Origin of the sequence: Caballeronia sp. SEWSISQ10-4 2 (assembly GCF_030464885.1) — a bacterium.
Lineage (GTDB): Bacteria > Pseudomonadota > Gammaproteobacteria > Burkholderiales > Burkholderiaceae > Caballeronia.
The window spans coordinates 51,299-73,996 of record NZ_JALPRJ010000038.1; the positions used below are offsets into that span (position 1 = coordinate 51,299).

The 22,698-nt window shown below is 60.3% G+C and carries 19 protein-coding genes; 6 read left to right on the plus strand and 13 right to left on the minus strand.

What is annotated here, in order from left to right; translation table 11 throughout:
• The first annotated feature begins 566 nt into the window (after positions 1-566).
• Both M0D69_RS24675 and M0D69_RS24680 read left to right on the plus strand, forming a co-directional pair.
• Entirely contained in the window at positions 567-1,193 is a 627-nt protein-coding gene (locus tag M0D69_RS24675; protein ID WP_301784484.1) for a DUF47 domain-containing protein, read from the plus strand.
• Between the two features lie 29 nt (positions 1,194-1,222).
• A complete protein-coding gene (locus M0D69_RS24680) occupies positions 1,223-2,233 on the plus strand; it encodes an inorganic phosphate transporter (RefSeq protein WP_301784485.1) in 1,011 nt (336 codons plus the stop codon).
• A 46-nt stretch (positions 2,234-2,279) separates the two neighbouring features.
• Here M0D69_RS24680 and M0D69_RS24685 read toward each other — a convergent pair whose 3' ends face one another.
• The 13 genes from M0D69_RS24685 to M0D69_RS24745 all read right to left on the minus strand — a co-directional run bounded on the left by M0D69_RS24685 (position 2,280) and on the right by M0D69_RS24745 (position 15,815).
• Positions 2,280-3,086 (minus strand): SDR family oxidoreductase, encoded by an 807-nt coding sequence (locus M0D69_RS24685; RefSeq protein ID WP_301784486.1) that lies wholly within the window; start codon positions 3,084-3,086, stop codon positions 2,280-2,282.
• A 119-nt stretch (positions 3,087-3,205) separates the two neighbouring features.
• A complete protein-coding gene (locus tag M0D69_RS24690; protein ID WP_301784511.1) occupies positions 3,206-4,330 on the minus strand; it encodes a C40 family peptidase in 1,125 nt (374 codons plus the stop codon).
• Between the two features lie 223 nt (positions 4,331-4,553).
• Positions 4,554-6,422, minus strand: coding sequence for a PhoH family protein (locus M0D69_RS24695; RefSeq protein WP_301784487.1), 1,869 nt, complete (start codon positions 6,420-6,422; stop codon positions 4,554-4,556).
• Positions 6,423-6,896: 474 nt separating this feature from the next.
• The gene (locus M0D69_RS24700) at positions 6,897-7,358 is read right to left on the minus strand and encodes a peroxiredoxin (protein ID WP_301784488.1); all 462 of its coding nucleotides are present in this window, start codon (positions 7,356-7,358) and stop codon (positions 6,897-6,899) included.
• Positions 7,359-7,526: 168 nt separating this feature from the next.
• Positions 7,527-8,423, minus strand: coding sequence for a polysaccharide deacetylase family protein (locus M0D69_RS24705; RefSeq protein WP_301784489.1), 897 nt, complete (start codon positions 8,421-8,423; stop codon positions 7,527-7,529).
• Between the two features lie 9 nt (positions 8,424-8,432).
• Entirely contained in the window at positions 8,433-9,482 is a 1,050-nt protein-coding gene (locus M0D69_RS24710) for a bifunctional UDP-4-keto-pentose/UDP-xylose synthase (RefSeq protein ID WP_053064141.1), read from the minus strand.
• Positions 9,479-10,489, minus strand: a complete 1,011-nt coding sequence (locus tag M0D69_RS24715; RefSeq protein ID WP_301784490.1) for a formyltransferase — start codon at positions 10,487-10,489, stop codon at positions 9,479-9,481. The genes M0D69_RS24710 and M0D69_RS24715 overlap by 4 nt, the downstream gene beginning before the upstream one ends.
• Positions 10,490-10,496: 7 nt before the next feature.
• The gene (locus M0D69_RS24720) at positions 10,497-11,525 is read right to left on the minus strand and encodes a glycosyltransferase (RefSeq protein WP_301784491.1); all 1,029 of its coding nucleotides are present in this window, start codon (positions 11,523-11,525) and stop codon (positions 10,497-10,499) included.
• Between the two features lie 108 nt (positions 11,526-11,633).
• Positions 11,634-12,797: a DegT/DnrJ/EryC1/StrS aminotransferase family protein gene (locus M0D69_RS24725; protein ID WP_301784492.1), complete on the minus strand. Its 1,164-nt coding sequence runs from the start codon at positions 12,795-12,797 to the stop codon at positions 11,634-11,636.
• Between the two features lie 106 nt (positions 12,798-12,903).
• Positions 12,904-13,275 (minus strand): SMR family transporter, encoded by a 372-nt coding sequence (locus tag M0D69_RS24730; protein ID WP_301784493.1) that lies wholly within the window; start codon positions 13,273-13,275, stop codon positions 12,904-12,906.
• Positions 13,276-13,391: 116 nt separating this feature from the next.
• A complete protein-coding gene (locus tag M0D69_RS24735; protein WP_301784494.1) occupies positions 13,392-15,065 on the minus strand; it encodes a glycosyltransferase family 39 protein in 1,674 nt (557 codons plus the stop codon).
• Between the two features lie 229 nt (positions 15,066-15,294).
• Complete coding sequence (locus M0D69_RS24740; RefSeq protein ID WP_301784495.1) at positions 15,295-15,444, minus strand: hypothetical protein; 150 nt, start codon at positions 15,442-15,444, stop codon at positions 15,295-15,297.
• Positions 15,441-15,815 carry an Mth938-like domain-containing protein gene (locus tag M0D69_RS24745; protein WP_301784496.1) on the minus strand — a complete coding sequence of 125 codons (375 nt, stop codon included), beginning with the start codon at positions 15,813-15,815 and terminating at the stop codon, positions 15,441-15,443. The genes M0D69_RS24740 and M0D69_RS24745 overlap by 4 nt, the downstream gene beginning before the upstream one ends.
• Positions 15,816-16,367: 552 nt before the next feature.
• Between M0D69_RS24745 and M0D69_RS24750 the strand changes: the two genes are divergently transcribed.
• The 4 genes from M0D69_RS24750 to M0D69_RS24765 all read left to right on the plus strand — a co-directional run bounded on the left by M0D69_RS24750 (position 16,368) and on the right by M0D69_RS24765 (position 22,159).
• Positions 16,368-17,606: a pyridoxal phosphate-dependent aminotransferase gene (locus M0D69_RS24750; protein WP_301784497.1), complete on the plus strand. Its 1,239-nt coding sequence runs from the start codon at positions 16,368-16,370 to the stop codon at positions 17,604-17,606.
• A 26-nt stretch (positions 17,607-17,632) separates the two neighbouring features.
• Entirely contained in the window at positions 17,633-18,949 is a 1,317-nt protein-coding gene (locus M0D69_RS24755) for a homoserine dehydrogenase (protein WP_301784498.1), read from the plus strand.
• 9 nt (positions 18,950-18,958) lie between these two features.
• On the plus strand, positions 18,959-20,404 hold the full coding sequence (gene thrC, locus M0D69_RS24760) for a threonine synthase (RefSeq protein WP_301784499.1): 1,446 nt from the start codon (positions 18,959-18,961) through the stop codon (positions 20,402-20,404).
• Positions 20,405-20,566: 162 nt separating this feature from the next.
• Entirely contained in the window at positions 20,567-22,159 is a 1,593-nt protein-coding gene (locus tag M0D69_RS24765; protein ID WP_277044620.1) for an ABC-F family ATPase, read from the plus strand.
• Positions 22,160-22,698: the final 539 nt, after the last annotated feature.

Sequence of the window (22,698 nt, forward strand, 5' to 3'; positions counted from 1 at the left end):
CAAGCGGTTGCGGAGGCGGGATTTGGAATTACCCCATGACGCGCGCGCACGCGAGGGAAGGTCGGAATCTCAGATCGCTGCTTGGGCCTGCATAGCAGGTAGTTCGGTTATTCAGTGCGCGCCCTGTGGGAACGACGCTACGGACGATTGCGGGACAAGGATGGTCGTTTGATATATCCGGCCCCCACGAACCGTTGTGTTCATGAACGGGATTCCTTCACTCACGTTACCCCCGAATGTGTAGCCGTCTTGTAAGCATTAAATAATATCTTACGGGATCTTCGTTGGTTCGCGTAACCCGCCGCGCTCCTCGCGTATCAAGCGAGTTACGGAACGGTATCGAGCCCGGAGGAGGCAAAAACCGAGCGATGGCTCCGGTACATGCGTAGACCATGCGCGCCTGTGATCGAGAACTATCCGATAGAATCACTAGTTGTCACGAAATCGTCACGGTGAATTGTTGCAAGTCGATTTTTCGTATAAATTTCGTATCGATCAATTATGGTTTTGCGAGAATTATTGTAACTGGTTGATTTTAATTAAAAAAATAGAATTTCGGAGCTTTAATGTTCGGTCGCTTCATGCCCACCGAGGGCAAATTTTTCGAAATCTTCAATGCGCACGCAAAGTGCATCGTCGACGCAAGTCACGAACTCGAACTGCTGATCGACAACATGGACCAGATGGAGGTCCACAAGCAGAACGTCCAGACCAACGAAAAACGTGCTGACAAGCTCACGCACGAAACCATCGATCTGTTGCACAAGACCTTCATCACGCCGCTTGATCGCGACGAAATCCACAAGCTCATCACGACGATGGATGACATCCTCGACCTGATGGAAGATGTCGCCACCGCCATTTCGCTGTACGACGTACGTGAATCGACGGCGGAAATGAGCCAGCTCGCGCACATTTGTACCGCCACCGCCGAGCGCGTGCAGCATGCCGTCAAGCTACTCGCTGACATGAAACGCGCCAGCGAAATCCTCAAGATCTGCGAAGAGATCGACCGCCTGGAATCGGATGCGGACCGGGTCTTGCGCTCGGCCATGTCCAAACTCTTTCGCGAAGAGGACAACGTCAAGACGCTGATCAAGCTGAAGGCAATCTACGAACTGCTCGAGACGATCACCGACAAATGCGAGGATGTCGCGAACATCATCGAAGGCATCGTGCTGGAAAACGCCTGATTTCAGCCGCGCCACTTACTCGATAAACGATGCATTCGATTCAACTCGCCCTCTGGACTGTCATTACACTCGTCGTGGTCGCACTGGTTTTCGACTTCATGAACGGCTTTCACGACGCCGCCAACTCAATCGCAACGGTCGTGTCCACCGGCGTGCTGAAACCCCAGCAAGCCGTGGCGTTTGCCGCCGCGTTCAACGTCATTGCGTATTTCGTCTTCCATCTGAAGGTCGCCGCAACCGTCGGTAAAGGGACGATCGATCCGGCTATCGTCGATCAATATGTGATCTTCGGCGCGCTCGCCGGGGCGATCGGGTGGAACTTCATTACGTGGCGCTACGGTATTCCGTCGAGTTCGTCGCACGCGCTGATCGGCGGATTGATCGGTTCGGCGTGGGCGAAGTCGGGGTGGGACTCATTAAACATGGACGGCTTGCTCAAGACTGTCTCGTTTATTTTTATCTCGCCGCTGCTCGGTTTCGTGCTCGGGTCGTTGCTCATGCTGGTCGTGTCGTGGATGTATTTCCGGACGCCGCCCTCCAAGGTAGACCGGCGCTTCAGACGGTGGCAACTGATATCGGCGGGTTTGTACAGCCTCGGACACGGTGGTAACGACGCGCAGAAAACTATTGGCATTATCTGGATGCTGCTGATCGCGGCCGGTTATGCATCGGCTACGGCCGATGCGCCGCCGGTTTGGGTGATCGGCGGATGTTATCTGTCGATGGGGCTCGGTACGCTCTTCGGCGGTTGGCGCATCGTCCGCACGATGGGCCAGAAGATCACGAAGCTGAAGCCGGTCGGCGGGTTTTGTGCGGAGACGGGCGGGGCGATCACGCTGTTCGTTGCGTCGTTTCTCGGTATTCCCGTGTCGACCACGCATACGATCACCGGCGCGATCGTCGGGGTCGGCGCGACGCAGAAGTTCAGCGCGGTGCGCTGGGGCGTGGCGGGGAATATCGTCTGGGCCTGGATCCTGACGATTCCCGCATCGGCCGTGATGTCCGCTGCCGCCTGGTGGCTTGGGCATCGCTTTCTTTGAAGCGGGTGATGGCCGGGCGCCTTGGTCAGGTCACCCGCTTCGCGCTTCAGATCAGCGGCGCGCCAACACCATCCATTGGAATGATCGCGCCAGATACGTAGCTCGCGCGGCGACTGGCTAAAAACAGCGCAACGTCGGCGATTTCCTCGGGGTTCGCGTATCGGCCGAGCGGCACTTTTGCCTGTCCGCGGGCCAGCGCTTCGTCGCGCGTGATCCCTTGTCTTTGCGCCTCGAGCGCGAGCGATTCCTCCACGCGTTCCGTTAGTGTCGCGCCCGGATTGATGGCGTTGATCCGAATGCCGAGCTTCGCGTAATGATGCGCGAGTCCAACCGTCGCCAGCATCAGCGCTGCGTTCGCCGCGCCCCCCGCGATGTGAATATCGCTCGCAATCTTCCCGCCCATCCCGATGATGTTCACCACTGCCCCCGGCTCGGCTTTCGGGTTCGCCCTCAGCCGTTCGGCCATTTGCTTGAGCACGGCTTGCTGCGGGTAGATGCAGGGGAAATACTTCGCTTCCATTGCGGTTTTGTAGGCGTCGGCATCGAGGAGATCGGGATCGTAGCGTTTCGCGGCGCCCGCGCAGTTCACGAGAATATCGATCGGGCCGAGCGCACCGGTAGCTTCTTCCACGACGTCTTGCGCACTGTGCGCCTCGTGAAGATCGGCGCGCGCGAGATGCACGTGAAAGCCATCTTTCGCGAGTTGTTCGCGAGCGCGTGCGAGGTTTGCTGCATCGCGCGAAACAATCGCGACGCGCGCGCCTTCCGCTGCAAACGCCCGCGCGCACGCGAAGCCGATACCCTTGCTGCCGCCCGTGATGAGCACGACTTTGCCGGCGAGTCCCAAGTCCATGAGGTTCACTCCTATCGAGGCCGATGGTCGATTCGTTAATGCGTGGAATCGTTATCGAGACACGATAGCAGACGCTGCCGGGGGATGTGCGGTTCCGGAATAGGGGCTTAAGCGACGGCTCAGTAGCTGCCGTTAGCGAACTTCGCGATGGGGTCGTCGGTCGCAGCGGGACGCGTGGGCACGAACGAATTCGTCGATGCGCGCATCACGTGGACGGCGGGGTCCGATGCAGGAATACGACCAACCGATGACGGTTGTTGCTCTTGCACCGAGCGTGCTTGCTGGGCCGCCAGCCGGGCGGTGGGCGGCGGTGGTTCGAATGCGTCGGCGGCGGCTGTGACGGGATCGGTGGAATTCGATACCGCCGCGACCGCGTTCGATTCAGCCTGCGACTCGCGTGGCGGCGACATCGCGTTTGCTGCCTGCGATTGACGCTGCGCGGCGGAAAGCGAAGGCGGCGGCGGTTCGAACTGATCGGCGGCGGTGCGGTATGAACCTGTCGCGGTCGTCGTAGTTGCTATCGGCTGAGAACCCGCAGCCGGCCGTTGTGCAGCTGCTATAACGGGTGGCGGTTCATAACGATCCGCGACGGTAGCTTTGCTGCTCGACGCCGCAACCTGTGTCCCCTGGCCCGATGCGCTATCAGCTGGCAGGGGGACCGGCGATGCCAGGTACGTCGGGGGATCGAATGGTGTGGGCGCGGATTTCGGCGGCGCGACGCGTCTGATGCCATCGAAACGCTTGGCCCAATATGGGTTGGTGAGGTAATCAAGCCGCACGGTTCCGCCCGTCGACGGCGCGTTCACGAACCGCAGCTTGCCCACATAAATTCCGACGTGCGAGTGTGGCCGTCCTGTCGTGTTGAAGAAAATCAGATCGCCGGGCGCGACTTCGTCGGGTTCAACAGATTCGCCACGTCCGCTCATGTCCGCGGTCGTGCGTGGGAGATTCACCGATGCCGCTCGATCCACGACATATCGCACAAGTCCGCTGCAATCGAAACCGGCTTCGGGCGTGTTCCCGCCCCAGCGATACGGCACACCGACCAGCGACATCGCCTGGATGGAAATTTCCTCGCGTCCGACGCTGTGATCGACGAAATTCGGGAAACCTGATGGCGTAGCGAAGGTGCGGTTGGAAGCGGTGGTGCTCGATGTGGCCGGTGCACGCGACACCCGCGTCGGCGCGCTGGAGCACGCGGCGACGAGGAGGGTGAGAAGCAGCAGTGACCAGAATCGACGCATTCGGGAGGGCGAGCCGAGGGTGAACATGAGCGCTCGCCGTGATGGCGGTCTCGCGATACTAGCCCGTCAGCCGGGGCTGCGGCAAGTTTTCTTGATAAGTCACTTGAGGTTTACGCTGTAAGTGTTGCTTCGGCGGGACGTGTTTTTTGCTCAATACCCGATGAAAAGACAAAAAGAGCCCGGCAAGCATTGCTTGCCGGGCTCTTAAAACGTGTCAGGAAACTTAAAGAATCTCGGACGCGTAATCCGCCAACCGTGACCGTTCACCACGTGCGAGCGTGACGTGACCGCTATGCGTCCAGCCCTTGAAGCGGTCGACCACGTACGTCAGCCCAGAACTGCCTTCCGTCAGATAAGGCGTGTCGATCTGCGCGATATTGCCCAGACACACGATCTTCGTGCCCGGACCTGCGCGCGTAACGAGCGTTTTCATCTGCTTGGGCGTCAGGTTCTGCGCTTCATCGATGATCACGTACTTGTCCACGAACGTCCGGCCGCGCATGAAGTTCATGCTCTTCACCTTCAGGCGCGAACGGATCAGTTCCTGAGTCGCGGCGCGGCCCCATTCGCCGGCAGCGTCGTCGGTTTTTTGCAGGACTTCGAGGTTGTCATCGAATGCGCCCATCCACGGCTGCATCTTTTCCTCTTCCGTACCCGGCAGGAAGCCGATGTCTTCGCCCACGGGAACCGTCGCACGCGTCACGATGATCTCGTTGTAGCGTTTGTCGTCGAGCACTTGCGCGAGGCCGGCGGCCAGCGCCATCAAGGTTTTACCGGTACCGGCCTGACCCAGCAGCGTGACGAAATCCACGTCGGGGTTCATCAGCAGGTTCAGCGCAAAATTCTGCTCACGATTGCGCGACGTGATGCCCCACACATTGTTCTTGTGATGGCTGTAATCGCGTAGCGTTTGCAGCAGCGCCGTCTTGCCGTTCAGCTCGCGCACGATGCCGTAGAACGACGGTTCGCCGTTCTGCGGTTCGAAATAAACGAACTCGTTCACGAGCATGGACGCGCATTGCGGACCGGTCACGCGGTAATACGTCGTGCCCGTCTTGGTGTCCTGCCAGCTTTCCATACCCTTCGCGTGCTTCGTCCAGAAGTCCGAAGGCAGCGCGCGCACGCCGGAATAGAGCAGGTCCTTGTCTTCCAGCACCTGGTCGTTGAAATAATCTTCAGCCGGCAGGCCCAGCGCGTGAGCCTTGATGCGCATGTTGATGTCTTTCGACACCAGCACGACCTGGCGATCCGTACGTTCTTTCTGCAGCGCGCGGACTACGCCGAGAATCTGGTTGTCGGCCTTGCCGACCGGCAGACCTTCAACCGGCTCAATGTCCGTGAGCGTGGTCTGGAAGTACAGGCGGCCGGTTGCATCGCGATTGCCCAGCGCGGACAACGGCAATCCCGCCGCCATCTCGCCGACGTGCGCCACCAGCGCATCCAGTGTGCGGCTGACCTGACGCGCATTGCGCGCCACCTCCGACATGCCCTTCTTGTGGTTATCGAGTTCCTCGAGCGTCATCATCGGCAGATAGACGTCGTGTTCCTCGAAACGGAACAGCGATGACGGATCGTGCATCAGCACGTTCGTGTCGAGCACGAACAGCTTGCCGATCTCGTTTTCCGGCTGACCACGCTGGCGACGTTTCTGCTGACCACGCGGCTGAACGGCTGTGGCCACGGGCGCGGCAGGCGCTTCGGAGCGAGCGCGTTCGCGTGCTTCGACCGGCGCGCGGGCGACGGTGGGCTTTGCGGTTTCGACCTGTTCGGCCGGCGCGGCAGCGGGTTGCAGCAGAGCCGCCGTTTGTTTCGCGCGGCGGGTGCGCGCGGCAGGTGCCGCGTCGGAGGCTTCTACCGCCGAGCCTTTTGCCGCGTTCGCGAGCGTTTCGCTGGCGATGGCGCGCAACGTATTGGCGGTGTTCGCGGCAGCAGGCCGCAAAGCACCGACGCTCGCGCCGAAATCGGTTTCTGTATCAACCAGATCGCCATCGCTTGCCTGCTTTTTCGATGATCGGGCAGGCCGGGCTTTGGCTTTGTATTCTTCAGACGGCAGGAGGTTGCCGAGCTTGACGGGTGCAGTAGGCAAAGGCATGGTTTCCCTCGAAAGGATTCGGATCGTATGTCGTGCGTCGCCTGTCGCATCCTGCCGGGTCGACTTTCGGGCCCTCATGCCAGAAGGGTAGACGTCGATGCAGTTTGCGCCCGGAGACGCGCTTCGGTTTCGAAAACGCCGGTTCGCCTAGATTTCGATCGGCTCCTTGGAAGTTGCGTCCTGAAGATGAAACGGGGGATGAAACGCACGGACGGCGCGGGACGCCCAGGGCGCACGCGCTGCAGGTGAGGGAGCGTCCGCAAACAAAAAAGCCGCCGTCCCGGACGATGGGACCAGCGGCTCTACAGCGCCTGCTTCAACACGCCTTTCGACTTCCACCACGCCCCTGGATTCCGGACGTGGCGTGTAGCGGGTACCCGTGCCGGTCGCGGGGGAAACCGCGAAACACCGGACGCTACGTAAAGAGAAATGGAGGGAGGGGCAAGCGCTCATTGCGAATCAATATAACGTGCCTCAAAGCGCTTGTACAGCTTCCACAATCTGCTCTACGTGACCTGGAACCTTTACGCCACGGAACTCCCGGCGAAGCACGCCTTTGGCGTCCAGCAGGAAGGTCGAACGCTCGATTCCGCGTACTTCCTTGCCATACATTTTCTTCATTTTGATGACGCCGAAGAGCGAACAGATGGCTTCGTCGGAATCGGATATCAGCGTGTACGGCAGTTCCAGCTTGGCCTTGAAGTTATCGTGCGACTTCACGCTGTCTCGCGAGATGCCGACGACTTCAGCGCCCGCAGCCTTGAATTGCTCATAGAGATCGCGGAACTGCAGGCTTTCGGTCGTGCAGCCCGGCGTGTTGTCTTTTGGATAAAAAAACAGCACGACTTTCTTGCCTCGCAGAGTCGACAGCGAAAAGTCGCCGCCGGTTGCGGGCGCGGTGAAATCGGGAACGGGTTGATCGACAGCGATCGGCACGAAGTTTCTCCTATTTTTATCGGTAGGCGCGTGCTCATACGCCAGTTTCTGGCGAAGGAGCCCGTTGGAACGGTAGTGCGGATCCGGGAAAGGCTGCGGCCGTCCGGCCGAGCCTGAAACCGAGCCTGGAAACAGAAATGTCAGGCGCGAAGTCAGGCTGAAGCAGCGTCAGTCCGGCTGGAGTATCAGTTCGCCCGCGCGACCTGGAATCTCGCCCCACGCGACAGGGTACGTGGGCAGCGTCGCGCGGTCCAGCGTCGCATGATAGTCGCCCATCGTGCAGAAACTGTGACCTTGAGCGCTCCAGCCTGCCAGTAATTGCTCGAACACGGTGGCCAGTTTTTGTCCTTCCAGTTCGGCGTGCAGCGTAAAGACCTGGTCGCGCGCGTGCTTCGACGTGAGGTTCAGCAAATGCGCGGCCACATTGCTGACATCGACACCATCCACACCGAGGATTTCGTCCAGCGTGGGCAGCGTGGTCGGCATCTGGACGTGATTCAGCGTCCGGCCGTCGAGCACAGGAATGTAGGGCGTGTGGCCCCGTCCGTCCGATGCGTATTTCATGCCCCAGGCATCGATCTGCTCGAACGCGTAGCCGTTCATCTGCCAGCCCGCCGCGCCGTGCGTGACGGGTGGCGTGCCGAAGATTTCGACGAAACGCGCGTGGCTGCGCTGCATTTGCACGGCGGTCCACTCACGGTTGCCGGCACGCACGTTGTCCTGCCAGTACACGTGATCCCACGTATGGATGCCGCACTCGAAGCCCGCTTCATGGATCGCGCGCATTTCGGCAACGGCACGGCGGCCGATATCCGGCCCCGGAAGCAGCACGCCGTACATCAGCGTCTTGATGCCGTAATGCTCGACCACCGATGTCCGCGACACTTTCTTGAGAAATCCCGGGCGAAATACGCGGCGTAACGCCCAGCCGGTGTGATCGGGTCCAAGACTGAACAGGAACGTGGCGCGGGCGTGGTATTTGTCGAGCAGGCGCGCGAGATTCGGCACGCCTTCGCGCGTGCCGCGCAAGGTATCGACGTCGATTTTCAGAACGATCCGAGCCACGCGCCGCCCTTAAGCCTGATCTTCGACAAGACGTCGCGCCGTGCCCACATCGCCGCGATACGCTTCGAAAATCTTGCGCAGCGCGTCGTCCATGGTTGCGACCGGTTTCCAGCCGAGTTCCTGGATCGTGTTGTCGATTTTCGGCACCCGGTTCTGCACGTCCTGATAACCCGCGCCGTAGTAGGCGCCCGACGACGTCTCCACGAGTTGCACCGACTTCGCGCTTTCGGCGTATTCGCTGATCTCGTTGGCGAGCTTGAGCATCTTGTTGGCGAGTTCGCGCACCGAGAAGTTATTGCTCGGATTGCCGATGTTGTAGATCTTGCCCGTCGCCACGCCGTTCTTGTTTTCGATGATCTTCATCAACGCGCCGATGCCGTCGTCGATGTCCGTGAACGCACGCTTTTGCGCGCCGCCATCGACTAGGCTGATGTTTTCACCGCGCACGATGTGACCCAGGAATTGCGTGACCACACGCGAGCTGCCTTCCTTCGGCGTGTAGATGGAGTCGAGGCCCGGGCCGATCCAGTTGAACGGACGGAACAGCGTGAAGTTCAGGCCTTCCATGCCGTAACCCCAGATCACGCGGTCCATCAACTGCTTCGAACACGCGTAGATCCAGCGCGGCTTGTTGATCGGGCCGTAGCTCAGCTGCGATTCTTCGGGATCGAATTGTTCGTCGGTGCACATGCCGTACACCTCGGACGTGGACGGAAACACGAGGTGTTTGCCGTACTTCACGGCCGAACGCACGATCGGCAAGTTCGCTTCGAAGTCGAGTTCGAAGACCCGCAGCGGCTGCTTCACGTAGGTTGCCGGCGTGGCGATAGCGACCAGCGGCAGGATCACATCGCACTTCTTGATGTGATATTCGACCCACTCTTTGTTGATCGTGATGTCGCCTTCGAAGAAATGCATGCGCTCGTGATTGGCGAGGTCGCCGAGACGGTCGCGTTGCATGTCCATGCCGAAGACTTCCCAGTCGGTCGTCTCGAGAATGCGCTTGGAGAGGTGATGGCCAATGAAGCCGTTGACACCCAGGATCAGGACTTTTTTCATGAATGTGGAAGTGATTGAGTGAGTCGGCCGAATTCGGCGGGACTGACGACGCGTTCGCCGCCGGCTGGAGTCTGGCTTTCGTCCACGAACGGCTGCCGTAATTCACGGATGGCGACGACGCGGCCGTCGCCGCATACGCCAAACAGCGCATTATCCTTCACGTGCAGCCCAGGGGGCAAATTCGAGACGGCGCGAAGGGTGTCCGCAGTGATGTCCGGCAAGCCGTTTTCGGGAACAAGCCGGGCTCGTGCGACGATAAACCGTTGCTGCACGATGTCCGTAAAAGCCCCCGGATACGGCGGTGCGACGGCGCGAATCAGGTTGTAGACCTGCTGCGCAGTTTGTGACCAGTCGATGCGGCCGTCCTCCGGCTTGCGCCCCCCGAAGTAGCTGCCTTTCGTGAGGTCGTTGGGCAGATGCGGCGCTTCGCCCGCGATCAACGCCGGCAATGCGCGCCACAAGGTTTGTTCGGCAGCGACGGTGGTTTTGTCGAAGACTTGCGCGGCGGTGTCGTCGGGGAGAATGGGCACGGGCGTCTGGGCGAGGATTGCCCCGGCGTCCGGTTTGGCTGCCATCTCGTGCAGCGTTGCGCCGGTTTCCGTTTCGCCGTTCAGCACGGCCCAATTGGTGGGCACGCGGCCGCGATACTTCGGCAACAGCGAACCGTGCATGTTGTACGCACCGCGCGTGGCGAGCGCGAGCAAATCGACCGGCAGCATGTGCCGGTAATAAAACGAAAAGATGAAGTCCGGCGCGAGTTCGCTGACCGCTTCATGCAGTTCCGGTGACTTGGGATTGGCGGGCGTGATGACGGTGATGCCATGATCCGCCGCCACCGACTTCACGCTGCCGAACCAGATGTTCTCGTCGGGATTGTCTTCGTGCGTGACAACAAGCGCGACCTCCACGCCGCGCGCGAGCAGCACCTGCAGGCAGCGCACGCCGACATTGTGATACGCGAACACAACGGCACGGGGCTTCGCGCGTGGCTGGATCGCCGAATTCATAACGACCTCATAGCGGATCGACCTCGCGGGTAATCGCGGCCACCGCTTCCTGACGTGGCATGGTTCGCGCAACCAGGCCGTCGCGTTCTTCCAGGATGGTCTGCACCAGATAACGAGGCCGCGCGCGCACTTGCTGGTAGATCCGGCCAATATATTCGCCGAGCAGCCCAAGCGCGAAGATGATCACGCCCAGCATGAAGAAGGTGATAGCGAACAGCGTGAACACACCTTCGACTTCCGCGCCGAACATGAAGCGTCGAACCAACAGCAGCAGGAACAGGCCCGCGGATCCGACGGACAGGATCACGCCGATGAACGACAACCACTGCAGCGGCACGACCGAGAATCCGGTCACCAGGTCGAAGTTGAGGCGAATCAGGCTGTATAGCGAGTACTTGGATTCGCCGGCGAAACGTTCTTCGTGCGCCACGTCGATTTCGATCGGGTTCTGCGAGAAGGTATAGGCGAGTGCCGGAATGAACGTGTTGATCTCGCCGCAGCGGTTGATGGTGTCAATGATGTGCCGGCTGTAACCGCGCAACATGCAGCCCTGGTCCGTCATCCTGATGCGCGTGATGCGCTCGCGCAACCGGTTCATCAGGCGCGACGCTTTCTTGCGCCAGAAGCTGTCCTGACGTTGCTGGCGAATCGTGCCGACGTAGTCGTAGCCTTCGCGCATCTTATCGAGCAGCTTGGCGATTTCCTCGGGGGGATTCTGCAAGTCGGCGTCGAGCGTGATGACCATTTCCCCGCGGGATTGTTCGAAGCCCGCGAGGATGGCCATGTGCTGGCCATAGTTGCCGTTCAGCAGGATCACGCGGGTGGTGTCCGGCCGCGCGCGAAACTGCTGGGCGAGCAATGCCGCTGACTTGTCGCGGCTGCCGTCGTTGATGAAGATGACTTCATACGTCGCGCCGAGCGTGTCGAGCGCGGGATACAGACGGGAGAAGAGTGCGCCAAGGCCTTCTTCTTCGTTGTATACCGGGACCACGACCGTTAATTCGGGGCCGGTCGGCAGATAATCCGTTTGACTCATGTTGGCGATGGTTCCGCTAGGTGTCCGTGGTGGTGAATGTGGTTCTGGTTCTGTTTTTTGCTGCGGGTTCCGCATGTTCGCTTAGCGCACCTTTGCCTTTAGTGCGCCTTAAATGGTATGCGCCGCGCAGATTTCGTCGACTGCCTGTACGACGCGCGTCACGTCGCCTTGGTTCATCTGCGTGAAGAGCGGCAGCGTGACCGTTGACGCGCCATACTTTTCCGCGTGCGGGAACATGCCCTCGTGAAAGCCGCGCCCGCGATACAGCGTGAACAGGTGCAGCGCAGGATAATGCACGCCCGTGCCAATGCCGCGCTCCTTCATCTGCCCCATGAACTCGGCGCGCGTGAGCGAAAGACGCTCGAGCGGCAGCGCGATCTGGAACATGTGCCAGTTGCTGTCGGTGAAGTTCTGGACCGGCAATTGCACGCCGGTTCGCACGGCCGCGCCGTTCGCGAAACTCTCAAAGTATGCGCGCGCCAGCTCGCGGCGCTGTTCCGTGAACCGCTCGACGTGCTTGAGTTGTCCGAGGCCGACACGGGCGGCGACATCGGTGAGATTGTATTTGCCGCCGAGGAGATCGCAGTCCATGCCGTCAAAACCGGTGCGCGTGATGCCTTGCAGCCGGTACTTTTGCGCAAGCACGGCTTCTTCCTCGTTATTCAGGACGAGCGCGCCGCCTTCGATAGACGTGACATTCTTGTTCGCGTGGAAGCTGAACGAAACGATGTCGCCAAATGCGCCGATCTTCTGGCCGCGCCACGACGACCCAAATGCCTGGGCCGCGTCCTCGATCACACGCAAGCCGTGTTCACGCGCAATGCCGTACAGCCGGTCCATATCCACGGGCAGTCCCGACAGATACACCGGCAGGATTGCCTTGGTGCGCGGCGTAATGGCTTTTTCGAGCAGATCCAGATCGATATTGCGTGTGACCGGGTCGATATCGGCGAAAACCGGCGTGGCGCCAGTTTCGATGATCACGTTGCTGGTCGAGACCCAGGTCATCGGCGTGGTGATGACTTCGTCGCCTTCGCCTACGCCCGCTATACGCAAACCAATTTCCATGGTCGCCGTGCCGGAATTGAACGTGCGCACCGGGCGGCCGCCGCAATAGGCGGACAGTTCGGCTTCGAACTGCTGGTTTTGCGGGCCGGTCGTGATCCAGCCTGAACGCAGAACGTCGGCGACGCCCTGAATCGTCTCTTCGTCGATTTCGGAGCGTACGAAAGGCAGAAAGGGAAGCGTTTTAGAAGGCACGTTCTGGGTCATGGAAACTCTGCAAAGGAAAGGAACGGTGAGATCTTTGATACACAGTTTCAGCCCCACTCAGGCGAGCTCAGGTTCGTTTGGGCGCGCTCAGGTGGGCTCTGGGCCCTCAAGCACGCGTCAGCACAACGACGCCGATCAGGATAATGCCGATGCCCACCAGCCGCTGCAATGACAGGATTTCGCCAAATAAATACCACGCCGCGATCGCGTTCACTACGTAGCCGAGCGAGAGCATGGGGTACGCCACGGAGACGTCGACCCGCGACAGCCCCACGATCCACACCACCACGCTGAACACGTAGCATGCCAGTCCGCCGATGATGGGCCATTGTGTCGCGATCTTGAGGCCGATCGGCACGATGTTTGCAGGCGTGAACTCAAAGTGGCCGACGGCATTCACGCCCGCCTTGAGCAGCAACTGGGCGCCGGCGTTCAACATGACGCCGGTGATGATGCAAATGAAGGATATCGGGTTCATCGTGGGCCGTAATAGGGTTTTTTTGCGGAGCGCGGCGAAGCGGTAAGGCTTTGTCGCATCTCCTCCTTCTGTGTTCGCCGGCGCCCGGCGCTGCAATCAGCGCCCGGCGCCACTGTTCAAGGCTGCGGCTTTTCGACAATCACCCTGCGTTCGTCTCGCGCAATGACCTGCATCGGCACGTGCTTCGCCAGCAATTCGTCATACCGGTCGGGCGGAATCAGCGCGAGGCCGTAGCGTTGCGCATCCCAACGCTGAATCCACGCGTCGATGGTCGGCACCCATTTCTGGGGCTCCGTCATGACCCCGAACTTCAGTTCGTCGGGTTCCTGGACCATGATCATGGTGTGGCCGAGATAGAACGGCATGGTGTGATCGAGCTTGGCGACAGAGTAGAACGGCGTGTCGGCCGGCAATCTCGCCATGGCCGCCTTTACTGCCGGCACCATCCGCACGCCCGAACTTTCGCGGCCGAATACGTCGTGACCCGTGCCGGCGATGGTACCCATCAGCAACCACGCCGTTCCCAGCAGCACGACGCCGCCGATCGAACTGCGCCGGTTCACCCAGATGGCGGCAAGCGTCACCACGAAGGCCACGGCGAGCGCGGCGTACACCCAGACCTGAAATTCCCGATACAGCACGTTAGGCGTGTGACCGCTGCCCATCCGGCCCAAAAAAATCGCGCCAAAAGCTGCCACCACGAGAAACACCGCGTATCCGGTGAGATGCCGGTGCCATTGCGCGCGCGTGAGCAACGGCAGGTAGATGGCGATCAGCAACGCGATGGCGGGTGCGATCGGCAGCGTGTACGACAGCAGTTTCGAATGCGACGCGCTGAAGAACAAGAAGATAAACACCGACCAGACGATGAGCAGCATGACCGGTGCGAAGCCGTTCGGCTGGCGCGGCACCTTCAGCGCATGCCGGACGCTCTGGAACACCACCGAGAGCCAGGGCAGGAATCCGACAATCAGCACCGGTATGAAGTAGTAGAACGGACCCGGACGGTTTTGTTCGGGGGTCAGATACCGCTGGAACTGCTGAACGATGAAAAAGAAGTTCAGGAACTCGGGGTTCTTCATCTGGACCAGCACGAACCACGGCGCGGCGATTGCCAGGAACAGGATCAGCCCGCTGCCGATATAAAGACGCCGCCAAAGCGCCCAGTCGCGCGCGATCAGCGTGTACAGCACCAGTACCGCGCCTGGAAGGATCAACCCGACCAGCCCCTTAGACAACAGCGCGAGCGCCATGCCGGCCCAGCAGAGCCACATCCAGAGCCGGACCTGGTTCGCCGGCAGATTCGGCCGCTGCGCCAGCAGCAAGCTGCATAGCGTGAGTTGCATCCAGAACGACAGGCCCATGTCGAGCGTGTCGAAATGGGCCATCAGGTTCCAGTACGGCGAAGTTGCGAGCACGACGGCAGCGCAAAACCCCGTTACGCCGTTGAACACCCGCGCGCCGGAATAGCCGATCAGCAGCACGCCGGCAAAGCCCGTCAAAGCCGTGTAAAGGCGCGCCTGCCATTCGCCGATGCCGAACCACGCGAACGTCAGTGCGTTCGCCCAGGTTTGCAGCGGGGGTTTTTCGAAATATTTGTAGCCGTTGTAACGCGGCGTGATCCAGTCGCCGGTCACGAACATTTCGCGCGCCATTTCGGCGTAGCGGCCTTCGTCGCTTGGGACCAGATGGCGCAGGCCCAATGGCGCGAACCAGATGACGGCGAGTGCCGCGATCAGCAATAGAAGCGAGAGGCGGGTGAGCGGTAGCCGGGAAGGCGTATCGTTCATGAGAGTCGACCTGTCCGATGCCGCTTGCGCGGCGGTAGCAAAATAAAGGGCGTTCGAGTTTGACGCACTGAGGCTTAAGGCCGGCTTACGCCAGGCCAGGCATTTGGCTGCGCACACGTTTTACCGTTCAGTCCGTGCAGGTTCCGCTGCTTTGACGAAGCGTACAAGTCGGCCAAACGGCCAGTACCTTGTGCGGATCGCCGCGCGGCGGGCATAGCAGGCGTGCGCGTCACTCAGCGCCCAACGCAAAACAGGCGTCGCGAATGCCAATGCTGACGCCGGGCGGCAGTTTATCGCACTGGCGCGCCGATTCCGCGCCCAGGCGTCGCTTCGCCGTCTGCGCCAGCAAGGCCAACTGCAGCCGGACTGCCTGAATCACGCTTCGATCAGCAGCGCAGCCGCTACCCGGCGGCCTTCCGACATGAGAATGTTGTAAGTACGGCACGCGGCGCCGAAGTCCATCGTTTCCACGCCGATGCGCTGTTGAGAGAGCTTGGCGATGAGCCGTGGATGCGGAAAACGCAGGCGTGCGCCACTGCCGAACACGACGACTTCAGGCGCGATCTCGATGAGCGCGTCGAAATCTTCCGGCGTCAGCGCCTCGAACGACGACACGGGCCACGCGATCACCGGCGTTTCCGGCATCACGATGATGCTGCCTTCATGGCGTTGCAGATTGATTGCGACGTAATCGGCGCCGTAACTCGTGATGGTATTGAGCGCGCCGCTGGCTTCCTGATGTAATTTCAAATCGATATTCCGACAGGCGGGTTGAAGGCGAGAGGTGACTGCGCGAAGGCCTGTAACAGCGGGACAGCCTTGGGATCGCAATGCACGCTCGTCGGCTCGCCCGGGCACCCCGATTGAAGCCAAAGTGCACGCGGCCACCGGTGGCGCATTGCGAAAGTCACGGATAATCCGCTAAATTATAACTTTTCAGCCGCCAGCGGGTTGCGAGCCCCGGGCGGCGCATTGCATCGTGTGCCGCCACAAGCTGCTTGTCGACACGCAATCCGGGGCGTTTTGCCTTGGCCTGATGGCCATAAGCTCACATGATTCCGCCCAAACCCGCCTCTATCCGGCGCATTTTCGCTAGACTGCCTGTTCCGCGTCGCTACTTAGGGTTTCGGTGTGGTGTCCGGCCCGTTTCGACGTTTTTTCGCGCTCTGCGTCTGAAGCGCCCGGCGAAAACGGCGGCGCGGCCGGGTTCATCCCGATTGGAACCTGGCGTGCCAACTTTATTTGCCGATTTTTCCTGATTCCAGAGCCTGATTTCCAAGCAACCCAGTGAGTTTTCCCGCCGTGAAACCGATTCTAAAATCCAATAAATTACAGAATGTCTGTTATGACATTCGCGGGCCTGTGCTCGAGCACGCGAAGCGGCTGGAGGACGAGGGCCATCGGATCATCAAGCTCAATATCGGCAATCTGGCCTCGTTCGGCTTCGATGCGCCGGACGAGATCATTCAGGACATGATCCGCAACCTGCCCACGTCGTCCGGTTATTCGGACTCGAAAGGCGTGTTCGCCGCGCGCAAGGCGATCATGCATTACAGCCAGCAAAAGGGCGTGGCGGGCGTGGAGCTGGATGACATCTACATTGGCAACGGTGCGTCCGAGCTGATCGTGATGGCCATGCAGGGGCTGCTCAATGACGGCGACGAAGTGCTGCTGCCCGCGCCGGATTATCCGCTGTGGACGGCGGCGGTGAGCTTGTCGTCCGGGACGCCGGTGCATTATCTCTGTGACGAATCAGCCGGCTGGATGCCCGATCTCGACGACCTGCGCTCGAAGATCACGCCCAATACGAAGGCGCTGGTCATCATCAACCCGAATAATCCGACCGGCGCGCTGTATTCGGACGAATTGCTGCTGGAGATGATCGAACTGGCGCGCAAGCACGGCCTGATCATTTTCGCCGACGAGGTCTACGACAAGATCGTCTACGACGGCCTCAAGCACACGGCGGTCGCGGCTTTGTCGGAGGATGTGCTGACGGTCACGTTCAACAGTTTGTCGAAGAGTTACCGGGCCTGCGGGTATCGCGCCGGCTGGATGTTCATCTCCGGCCTGACGGGTGAGAACCGCCGCATCGCGAACGACTATATGGAAGGGCTCGGCATCCTGGCCTCCATGCGCCTGTGCGCGAACGTGCCGGGGCAGTACGCCATCCAGACGGCGCTCGGCGGTTATCAGAGCATCAACGACCTGATCGTGCCGGGCGGGCGGCTTTTCAAGCAGCGGGAACTGGCGTACGACATGCTCACCGCCATTCCGGGCGTGAGCTGCGTCAAGCCGCAGGCGGCGTTGTACATGTTCCCCAAGCTCGACCCGAAGATGTATCCGATCGTCGACGACCAGCAGTTCATCACGGATCTCTTGCTCGAAGAACGCACGCTGCTCGTTCAGGGCACGGGCTTCAACTGGCCGACGCCCGATCATTTCCGCGTGGTGTTCCTGCCGAACGTGGACGATCTCGCCGATTCGATCAACCGTATCGCGCGTTTTCTCGATGGCTATCGAAAACGTCACTCTGTCTAAACCCCTCTTATAAGAATCACGCTGCAATGGAACCGATCAAAGTTGGCCTGCTGGGCTTCGGCACGGTCGGCAGCGGCACCTTCACGGTGCTGCGCCGCAATCAGGAAGAAATCAAACGGCGCGCCGGACGGGGCATCGAAATTACGCGCATCGCGGTGCGCACGCCGTCGAAGGTGCAGGGCGCCGCGGGCATTGACGTCACGACCGACTTCAACGCGGTTGTCGACGATCCTTCCATCGACATCGTGGCCGAGATGATCGGCGGCACGGGCTTCGCGCGCGAACTGGTGCTGCGCGCCATCGCCAACGGCAAGCATGTGGTGACAGCAAACAAGGCGCTGCTCGCCGTGCACGGCAGCGAGATTTTCGAGGCGGCGAGCAAGAAGGGCGTGATGGTGGCGTTCGAAGCAGCGGTCGCGGGCGGCATTCCGATCATCAAGGCGCTGCGCGAAGGGCTGACGGCCAACCGGATCCAGTACATCGCGGGGATCATCAACGGCACGACGAACTACATCCTCTCGGAGATGCGCGACCGCGGGCTTGACTTCGCGACCGCGCTGAAGGCCGCGCAGGAACTGGGTTATGCCGAAGCCGATCCGACCTTCGACATCGAGGGCGTCGACGCTGCGCACAAGGTCACGATCATGAGCGCTATCGCGTTCGGCGTGCCCGTGCAATTCGACCGGGCTTACGTGGAAGGGATAAGCAAGCTCGACGCAATCGATATCCGCTACGCGGAAGATCTCGGCTACCGGATCAAGCTGCTGGGCATCGCGCGGCGCACGGAGAAGGGCATCGAATTGCGCACGCATCCCACGCTGATCCCGGAAAAGCGCTTGCTGGCAAACGTGGAAGGCGCGATGAACGCGGTTGTCGTGCATGGTGACGCTGTGGGCACCACGCTTTATTACGGCAAGGGCGCGGGCGCTGAGCCGACCGCGTCGGCCGTGGTTGCCGATCTCGTGGACGTGACGCGCCTGCATACGGCCGACCCCGAGCATCGCGTGCCGCATCTGGCGTTCCAGCCGGATAGCCTGGCCAACACGCCGATCCTGCCGATCGAGGAAGTGACGAGCGGTTATTACCTGCGCCTGCGCGTGGCGGACGTGACAGGCGTGCTTGCCAATATCACGCGGATCCTCGCCGACGAGGCGATTTCCATCGACGCGTTGTTGCAGAAGGAATCCGAGCACGTCGACGGTGAGGACAAGGGCGAAACCGACATCATCCTGATCACGCACGAGACGGTGGAAAAGCAGGTCAACGCGGCGATCGCGCAGATCGAGGCGCTCTCCACCGTTGTCTCGAAGGTAACGAAGCTGCGCATGGAAGCGTTGAACTAGGGCTTTGAAATGAACTACATCTCTACGCGCGGCGCCGGTATCGGCGAGCGCCATACTTTCTCCGACATCCTGCTCGGCGGTCTCGCCAAGGACGGCGGCCTGTATTTGCCCACGGAATATCCGCGTGTCACGGCGGACGAGCTGACCGCCTGGCGCACGCTTTCGTACGCGGATCTCGCCTACGAGATCCTGCGCAAATTCAGCGACGACATTCCCGCCGAAGACCTGCGCTCGCTCACGCGCAGCACTTATACGGCCAGTGTCTACAGCAATGTTCGCGATCATGAGAGCGCGGCGCAGATCACGCCGCTGAAAACGCTGGGCGAAGAGGGCGGCACGACCGTGTCGCTGCTGGAATTGTCGAACGGACCGACGCTCGCGTTCAAGGACATGGCGATGCAGTTGCTCGGCAATCTGTTCGAGTACACGCTGGCCAAGCAGGGGCAAACGCTGAACATTCTCGGTGCGACCTCGGGCGACACCGGCAGCGCGGCTGAATACGCCATGCGCGGCAAGCAGGGCGTGCGCGTTTTCATGCTGTCGCCGCATCAGAAAATGAGCGCGTTCCAGACGGCGCAAATGTTCTCGCTGCAGGACCCGAACATCTTCAACCTGGCGGTGGTCGGCAACTTCGACAATTGCCAGGACATCGTCAAAGCGGTGTCCAACGATCACGCGTTCAAAGCGGCCAACAAGATCGGCACGGTCAATTCGATCAACTGGGCACGCGTGGTGGCGCAGGTCGTTTATTACTTCAAGGGCTATTTCGCCGCGACGAAATCGAATGCCGAACGGGTGTCGTTCACGGTGCCGTCTGGCAATTTCGGCAATGTCTGCGCTGGCCACATCGCTCGGTTGATGGGCTTGCCGATCGAGCAACTGGTCGTCGCCACGAACGAAAACGACGTGCTTGACGAATTTTTCCGCACCGGGATTTATCGTGTGCGCACCGCCGCCGAGACGTATCACACGACCAGTCCGAGCATGGATATCTCGAAAGCATCGAATTTCGAGCGTTTCGTGTTCGATCTGCTCGGTCGCGATCCGGCGCGCGTGCTGCAACTGTTCCGCGATGTCGAGGAAAAGGGTGGATTCGACCTGGCGGCGAGCGGCGACTTTGCGCGGGTAAAGGAATTTGGTTTTGTGTCGGGACGCAGCAGCCACGCGGACCGGGTGGATACCATCCGCGACGCATTCAAGCGCTACGGCACGATGATCGACACGCACACTGCCGATGGCCTGAAGGTGGCGCGCGAGCACCTGAAGCCGGGTGTTCCAATGATCGTCCTGGAAACCGCCCAGCCGATCAAATTCGGCGAAACCATCCGCGAAGCGCTTGAACGCGAGCCGGAGCGGCCGGCGGCGTTTATCGGTATCGAAGAATTGCCACAGAAATTCGATATCGTCGCGGCGGATGCGAGTGTGGTGAAGGCGTATATCGCGGAGCGCATCTAGGCTCGGGACGGGCGGCGCCGGGCGGTTCGGAGCGTCGCGCGAAGCGTCGAACTGTCGAACTGTCGCCCGCGCATTGCAGCTTTGCGCTGCAATGCCGCAATTCGTCCCAAAAACTGCTAAAATTATCGGTTTTTCGCCGTACACCATTCAAAAGGACGCGCTGTGCTGTCTACTGCCAACATCACCATGCAATTCGGGCCGAAGCCCCTCTTCGAGAACATTTCGGTCAAGTTCGGGGAAGGAAATCGCTACGGCCTGATCGGGGCGAACGGCTGCGGCAAATCCACGTTCATGAAGATCCTCGGTGGCGATCTGGAATCGAGCGCCGGCAACGTGATGCTCGAGCCGAACGTGCGCCTGGGCAAGTTGCGTCAGGATCAGTTCGCGTATGAAGACATGCGCGTGATCGACGTCGTGATGATGGGCCACACGGAGATGTGGAACGCGATGTCCGAGCGCGACGCCATTTACGCGAATCCCGACGCCACCGACGACGACTACATGCACGCCGCGGAGCTCGAAGCGAAGTTCGCCGAATACGGCGGCTACACGGCGGAAGCACGCGCCGGGGAATTGCTGCTGGGCATCGGCATTGCAATTGAGGACCATACCGGCCCGATGAGCAACGTCGCGCCGGGCTGGAAGTTGCGCGTGTTGCTCGCGCAGGCGCTGTTTTCGAAGCCGGACGTGCTGTTGCTCGACGAACCGACCAACAACCTGGACATCACGTCCATCCGCTGGCTCGAGGACGTACTGAACCAGTACAACTCGACCATGGTGATCATTTCCCACGATCGACACTTCCTGAACCAGGTCTGCACGCACATGGCGGACATGGATTACGGCACGTTGAAGGTGTATCCGGGCAACTACGACGACTACATGCTGGCTTCCGCCCAGGCGCGCGAGCGTCAGGCGAACGCGAACCAGAAGGCGAAAGACCGCGTGGCCGATCTGCAGGACTTCGTGCGCCGGTTTTCGGCTAACAAGTCGAAGGCACGTCAGGCGACGAGCCGGGCGAAACAGATCGAAAAGATCAAGATCGAGGAGTTCAAGCCTTCGTCGCGGCAGAATCCGTTTATTCGCTTCGAGTTCGAGAAAAAGTTGCACAACATCGCGGTGGTGGCGACCAGCATCACGAAGAAATACGACCGCACTATCTTCGATCACTTCAGCCTGAGCGTTCAGCCGGGCGAGCGAATTGCGATCATCGGCGAGAACGGTGCGGGCAAGACCACGTTGTTGCGTGCGTTGAAGGGCGCGATCGAACTGGACGGCGGCACGGTCAAGTGGGCGGAAAACGCGCTGGTCGGCTACATGCCGCAGGACACGTACGAAGAGTTTCCGAAGGACGAGACGCTGACCGACTGGGTCGATCAGTATCGTCAGGATGGCGACGACGACCAGATGGTCCGTGGCACGCTCGGCCGTTTGCTGTTCAACGCCGACGACATCAAGAAATCGGTCAAGGTGCTGTCGGGTGGTGAAAAAGGCCGGATGATCTGGGGCAAGCTGATGCTCGGGCGCCCGAACGTACTGCTGATGGACGAGCCGACCAATCACATGGACATGGAATCGATTGAGTCCTTGCAGATTGCGTTGGAGAAGTACGAAGGGACGCTGATTTTCGTGTCGCACGACCGTGAATTCGTGAACGGGCTGGCGAACCGGATTATCGAAGTGAAGAGCGACGGCACGCTGCGCGACTTTGGCGGTACGTACGAGGAATTGCTGGCGAGCCAGGGCGTTCAGTAACATCACAGGAAACGCTGCGAGTAACACAGCAGTCAGCCAATAGAAACAAGCAAAAATAAGCAGTAAAACAAACGGCCCGCTTCGCAAGAAGCGGGCCGTTTGTGTTTCGAGGCGGGCTCGGAAAACTGAAACACAGCATAGTCGAACTTGCTTGATAAAACGCAATGCGTACTTGTCCAACCTCCTGCAAGCTCAAAAATTTGACTCTGGAGATGACCCTTCGATGATGCCTCTTTCCCCCCTTCTATGAGCAGGAAGTTGTCAAGGCCTTTCACGAGCTGACTCACAAATCATCGGTCAAGTGACCATTCTCCCTTTCGTGCGGCCAGTGCGCGAGCGCCGTAGCGGCGTCAAGGGCAGGCAGTGCCTGAGCGCAGCGACCCTTGACGCTGCGAAGGCGCAATAGGCTGGCCCAGGGGCTGGCGAGCGCGGGGTTATTGCGTTCGCCAGCCCTACAAGCCATTCCAGCACCTCGCGTGTTGCGGCGCAGCTCGACCCGTGAGCCCATGGCTAAGGTCCCATTGTGAAGCCGGTCATCG

Excerpts from the sequence above, each read along its gene's own strand:
- M0D69_RS24690 (WP_301784511.1), bottom strand. The coding sequence starts at position 4,330 with ATGCGTCGATTCTGGTCACTGCTGCTTCTCACCCTCCTCGTCGCCGCG.
- M0D69_RS24675 (WP_301784484.1), top strand. The coding sequence starts at position 567 with ATGTTCGGTCGCTTCATGCCCACCGAGGGCAAATTTTTCGAAATCTTC.
- M0D69_RS24755 (WP_301784498.1), top strand. The coding sequence starts at position 17,633 with ATGGAACCGATCAAAGTTGGCCTGCTGGGCTTCGGCACGGTCGGCAGC.
- M0D69_RS24695 (WP_301784487.1), bottom strand. The coding sequence starts at position 6,422 with ATGCCTTTGCCTACTGCACCCGTCAAGCTCGGCAACCTCCTGCCGTCT.
- thrC (WP_301784499.1), top strand. The coding sequence starts at position 18,959 with ATGAACTACATCTCTACGCGCGGCGCCGGTATCGGCGAGCGCCATACT.
- M0D69_RS24710 (WP_053064141.1), bottom strand. The coding sequence starts at position 9,482 with ATGAAAAAAGTCCTGATCCTGGGTGTCAACGGCTTCATTGGCCATCAC.
- M0D69_RS24715 (WP_301784490.1), bottom strand. The coding sequence starts at position 10,489 with ATGAATTCGGCGATCCAGCCACGCGCGAAGCCCCGTGCCGTTGTGTTC.
- M0D69_RS24725 (WP_301784492.1), bottom strand. The coding sequence starts at position 12,797 with ATGACCCAGAACGTGCCTTCTAAAACGCTTCCCTTTCTGCCTTTCGTA.
- M0D69_RS24685 (WP_301784486.1), bottom strand. The coding sequence starts at position 3,086 with ATGGACTTGGGACTCGCCGGCAAAGTCGTGCTCATCACGGGCGGCAGC.
- M0D69_RS24680 (WP_301784485.1), top strand. The coding sequence starts at position 1,223 with ATGCATTCGATTCAACTCGCCCTCTGGACTGTCATTACACTCGTCGTG.
- M0D69_RS24720 (WP_301784491.1), bottom strand. The coding sequence starts at position 11,525 with ATGAGTCAAACGGATTATCTGCCGACCGGCCCCGAATTAACGGTCGTG.
- M0D69_RS24730 (WP_301784493.1), bottom strand. The coding sequence starts at position 13,275 with ATGAACCCGATATCCTTCATTTGCATCATCACCGGCGTCATGTTGAAC.
- M0D69_RS24735 (WP_301784494.1), bottom strand. The coding sequence starts at position 15,065 with ATGAACGATACGCCTTCCCGGCTACCGCTCACCCGCCTCTCGCTTCTA.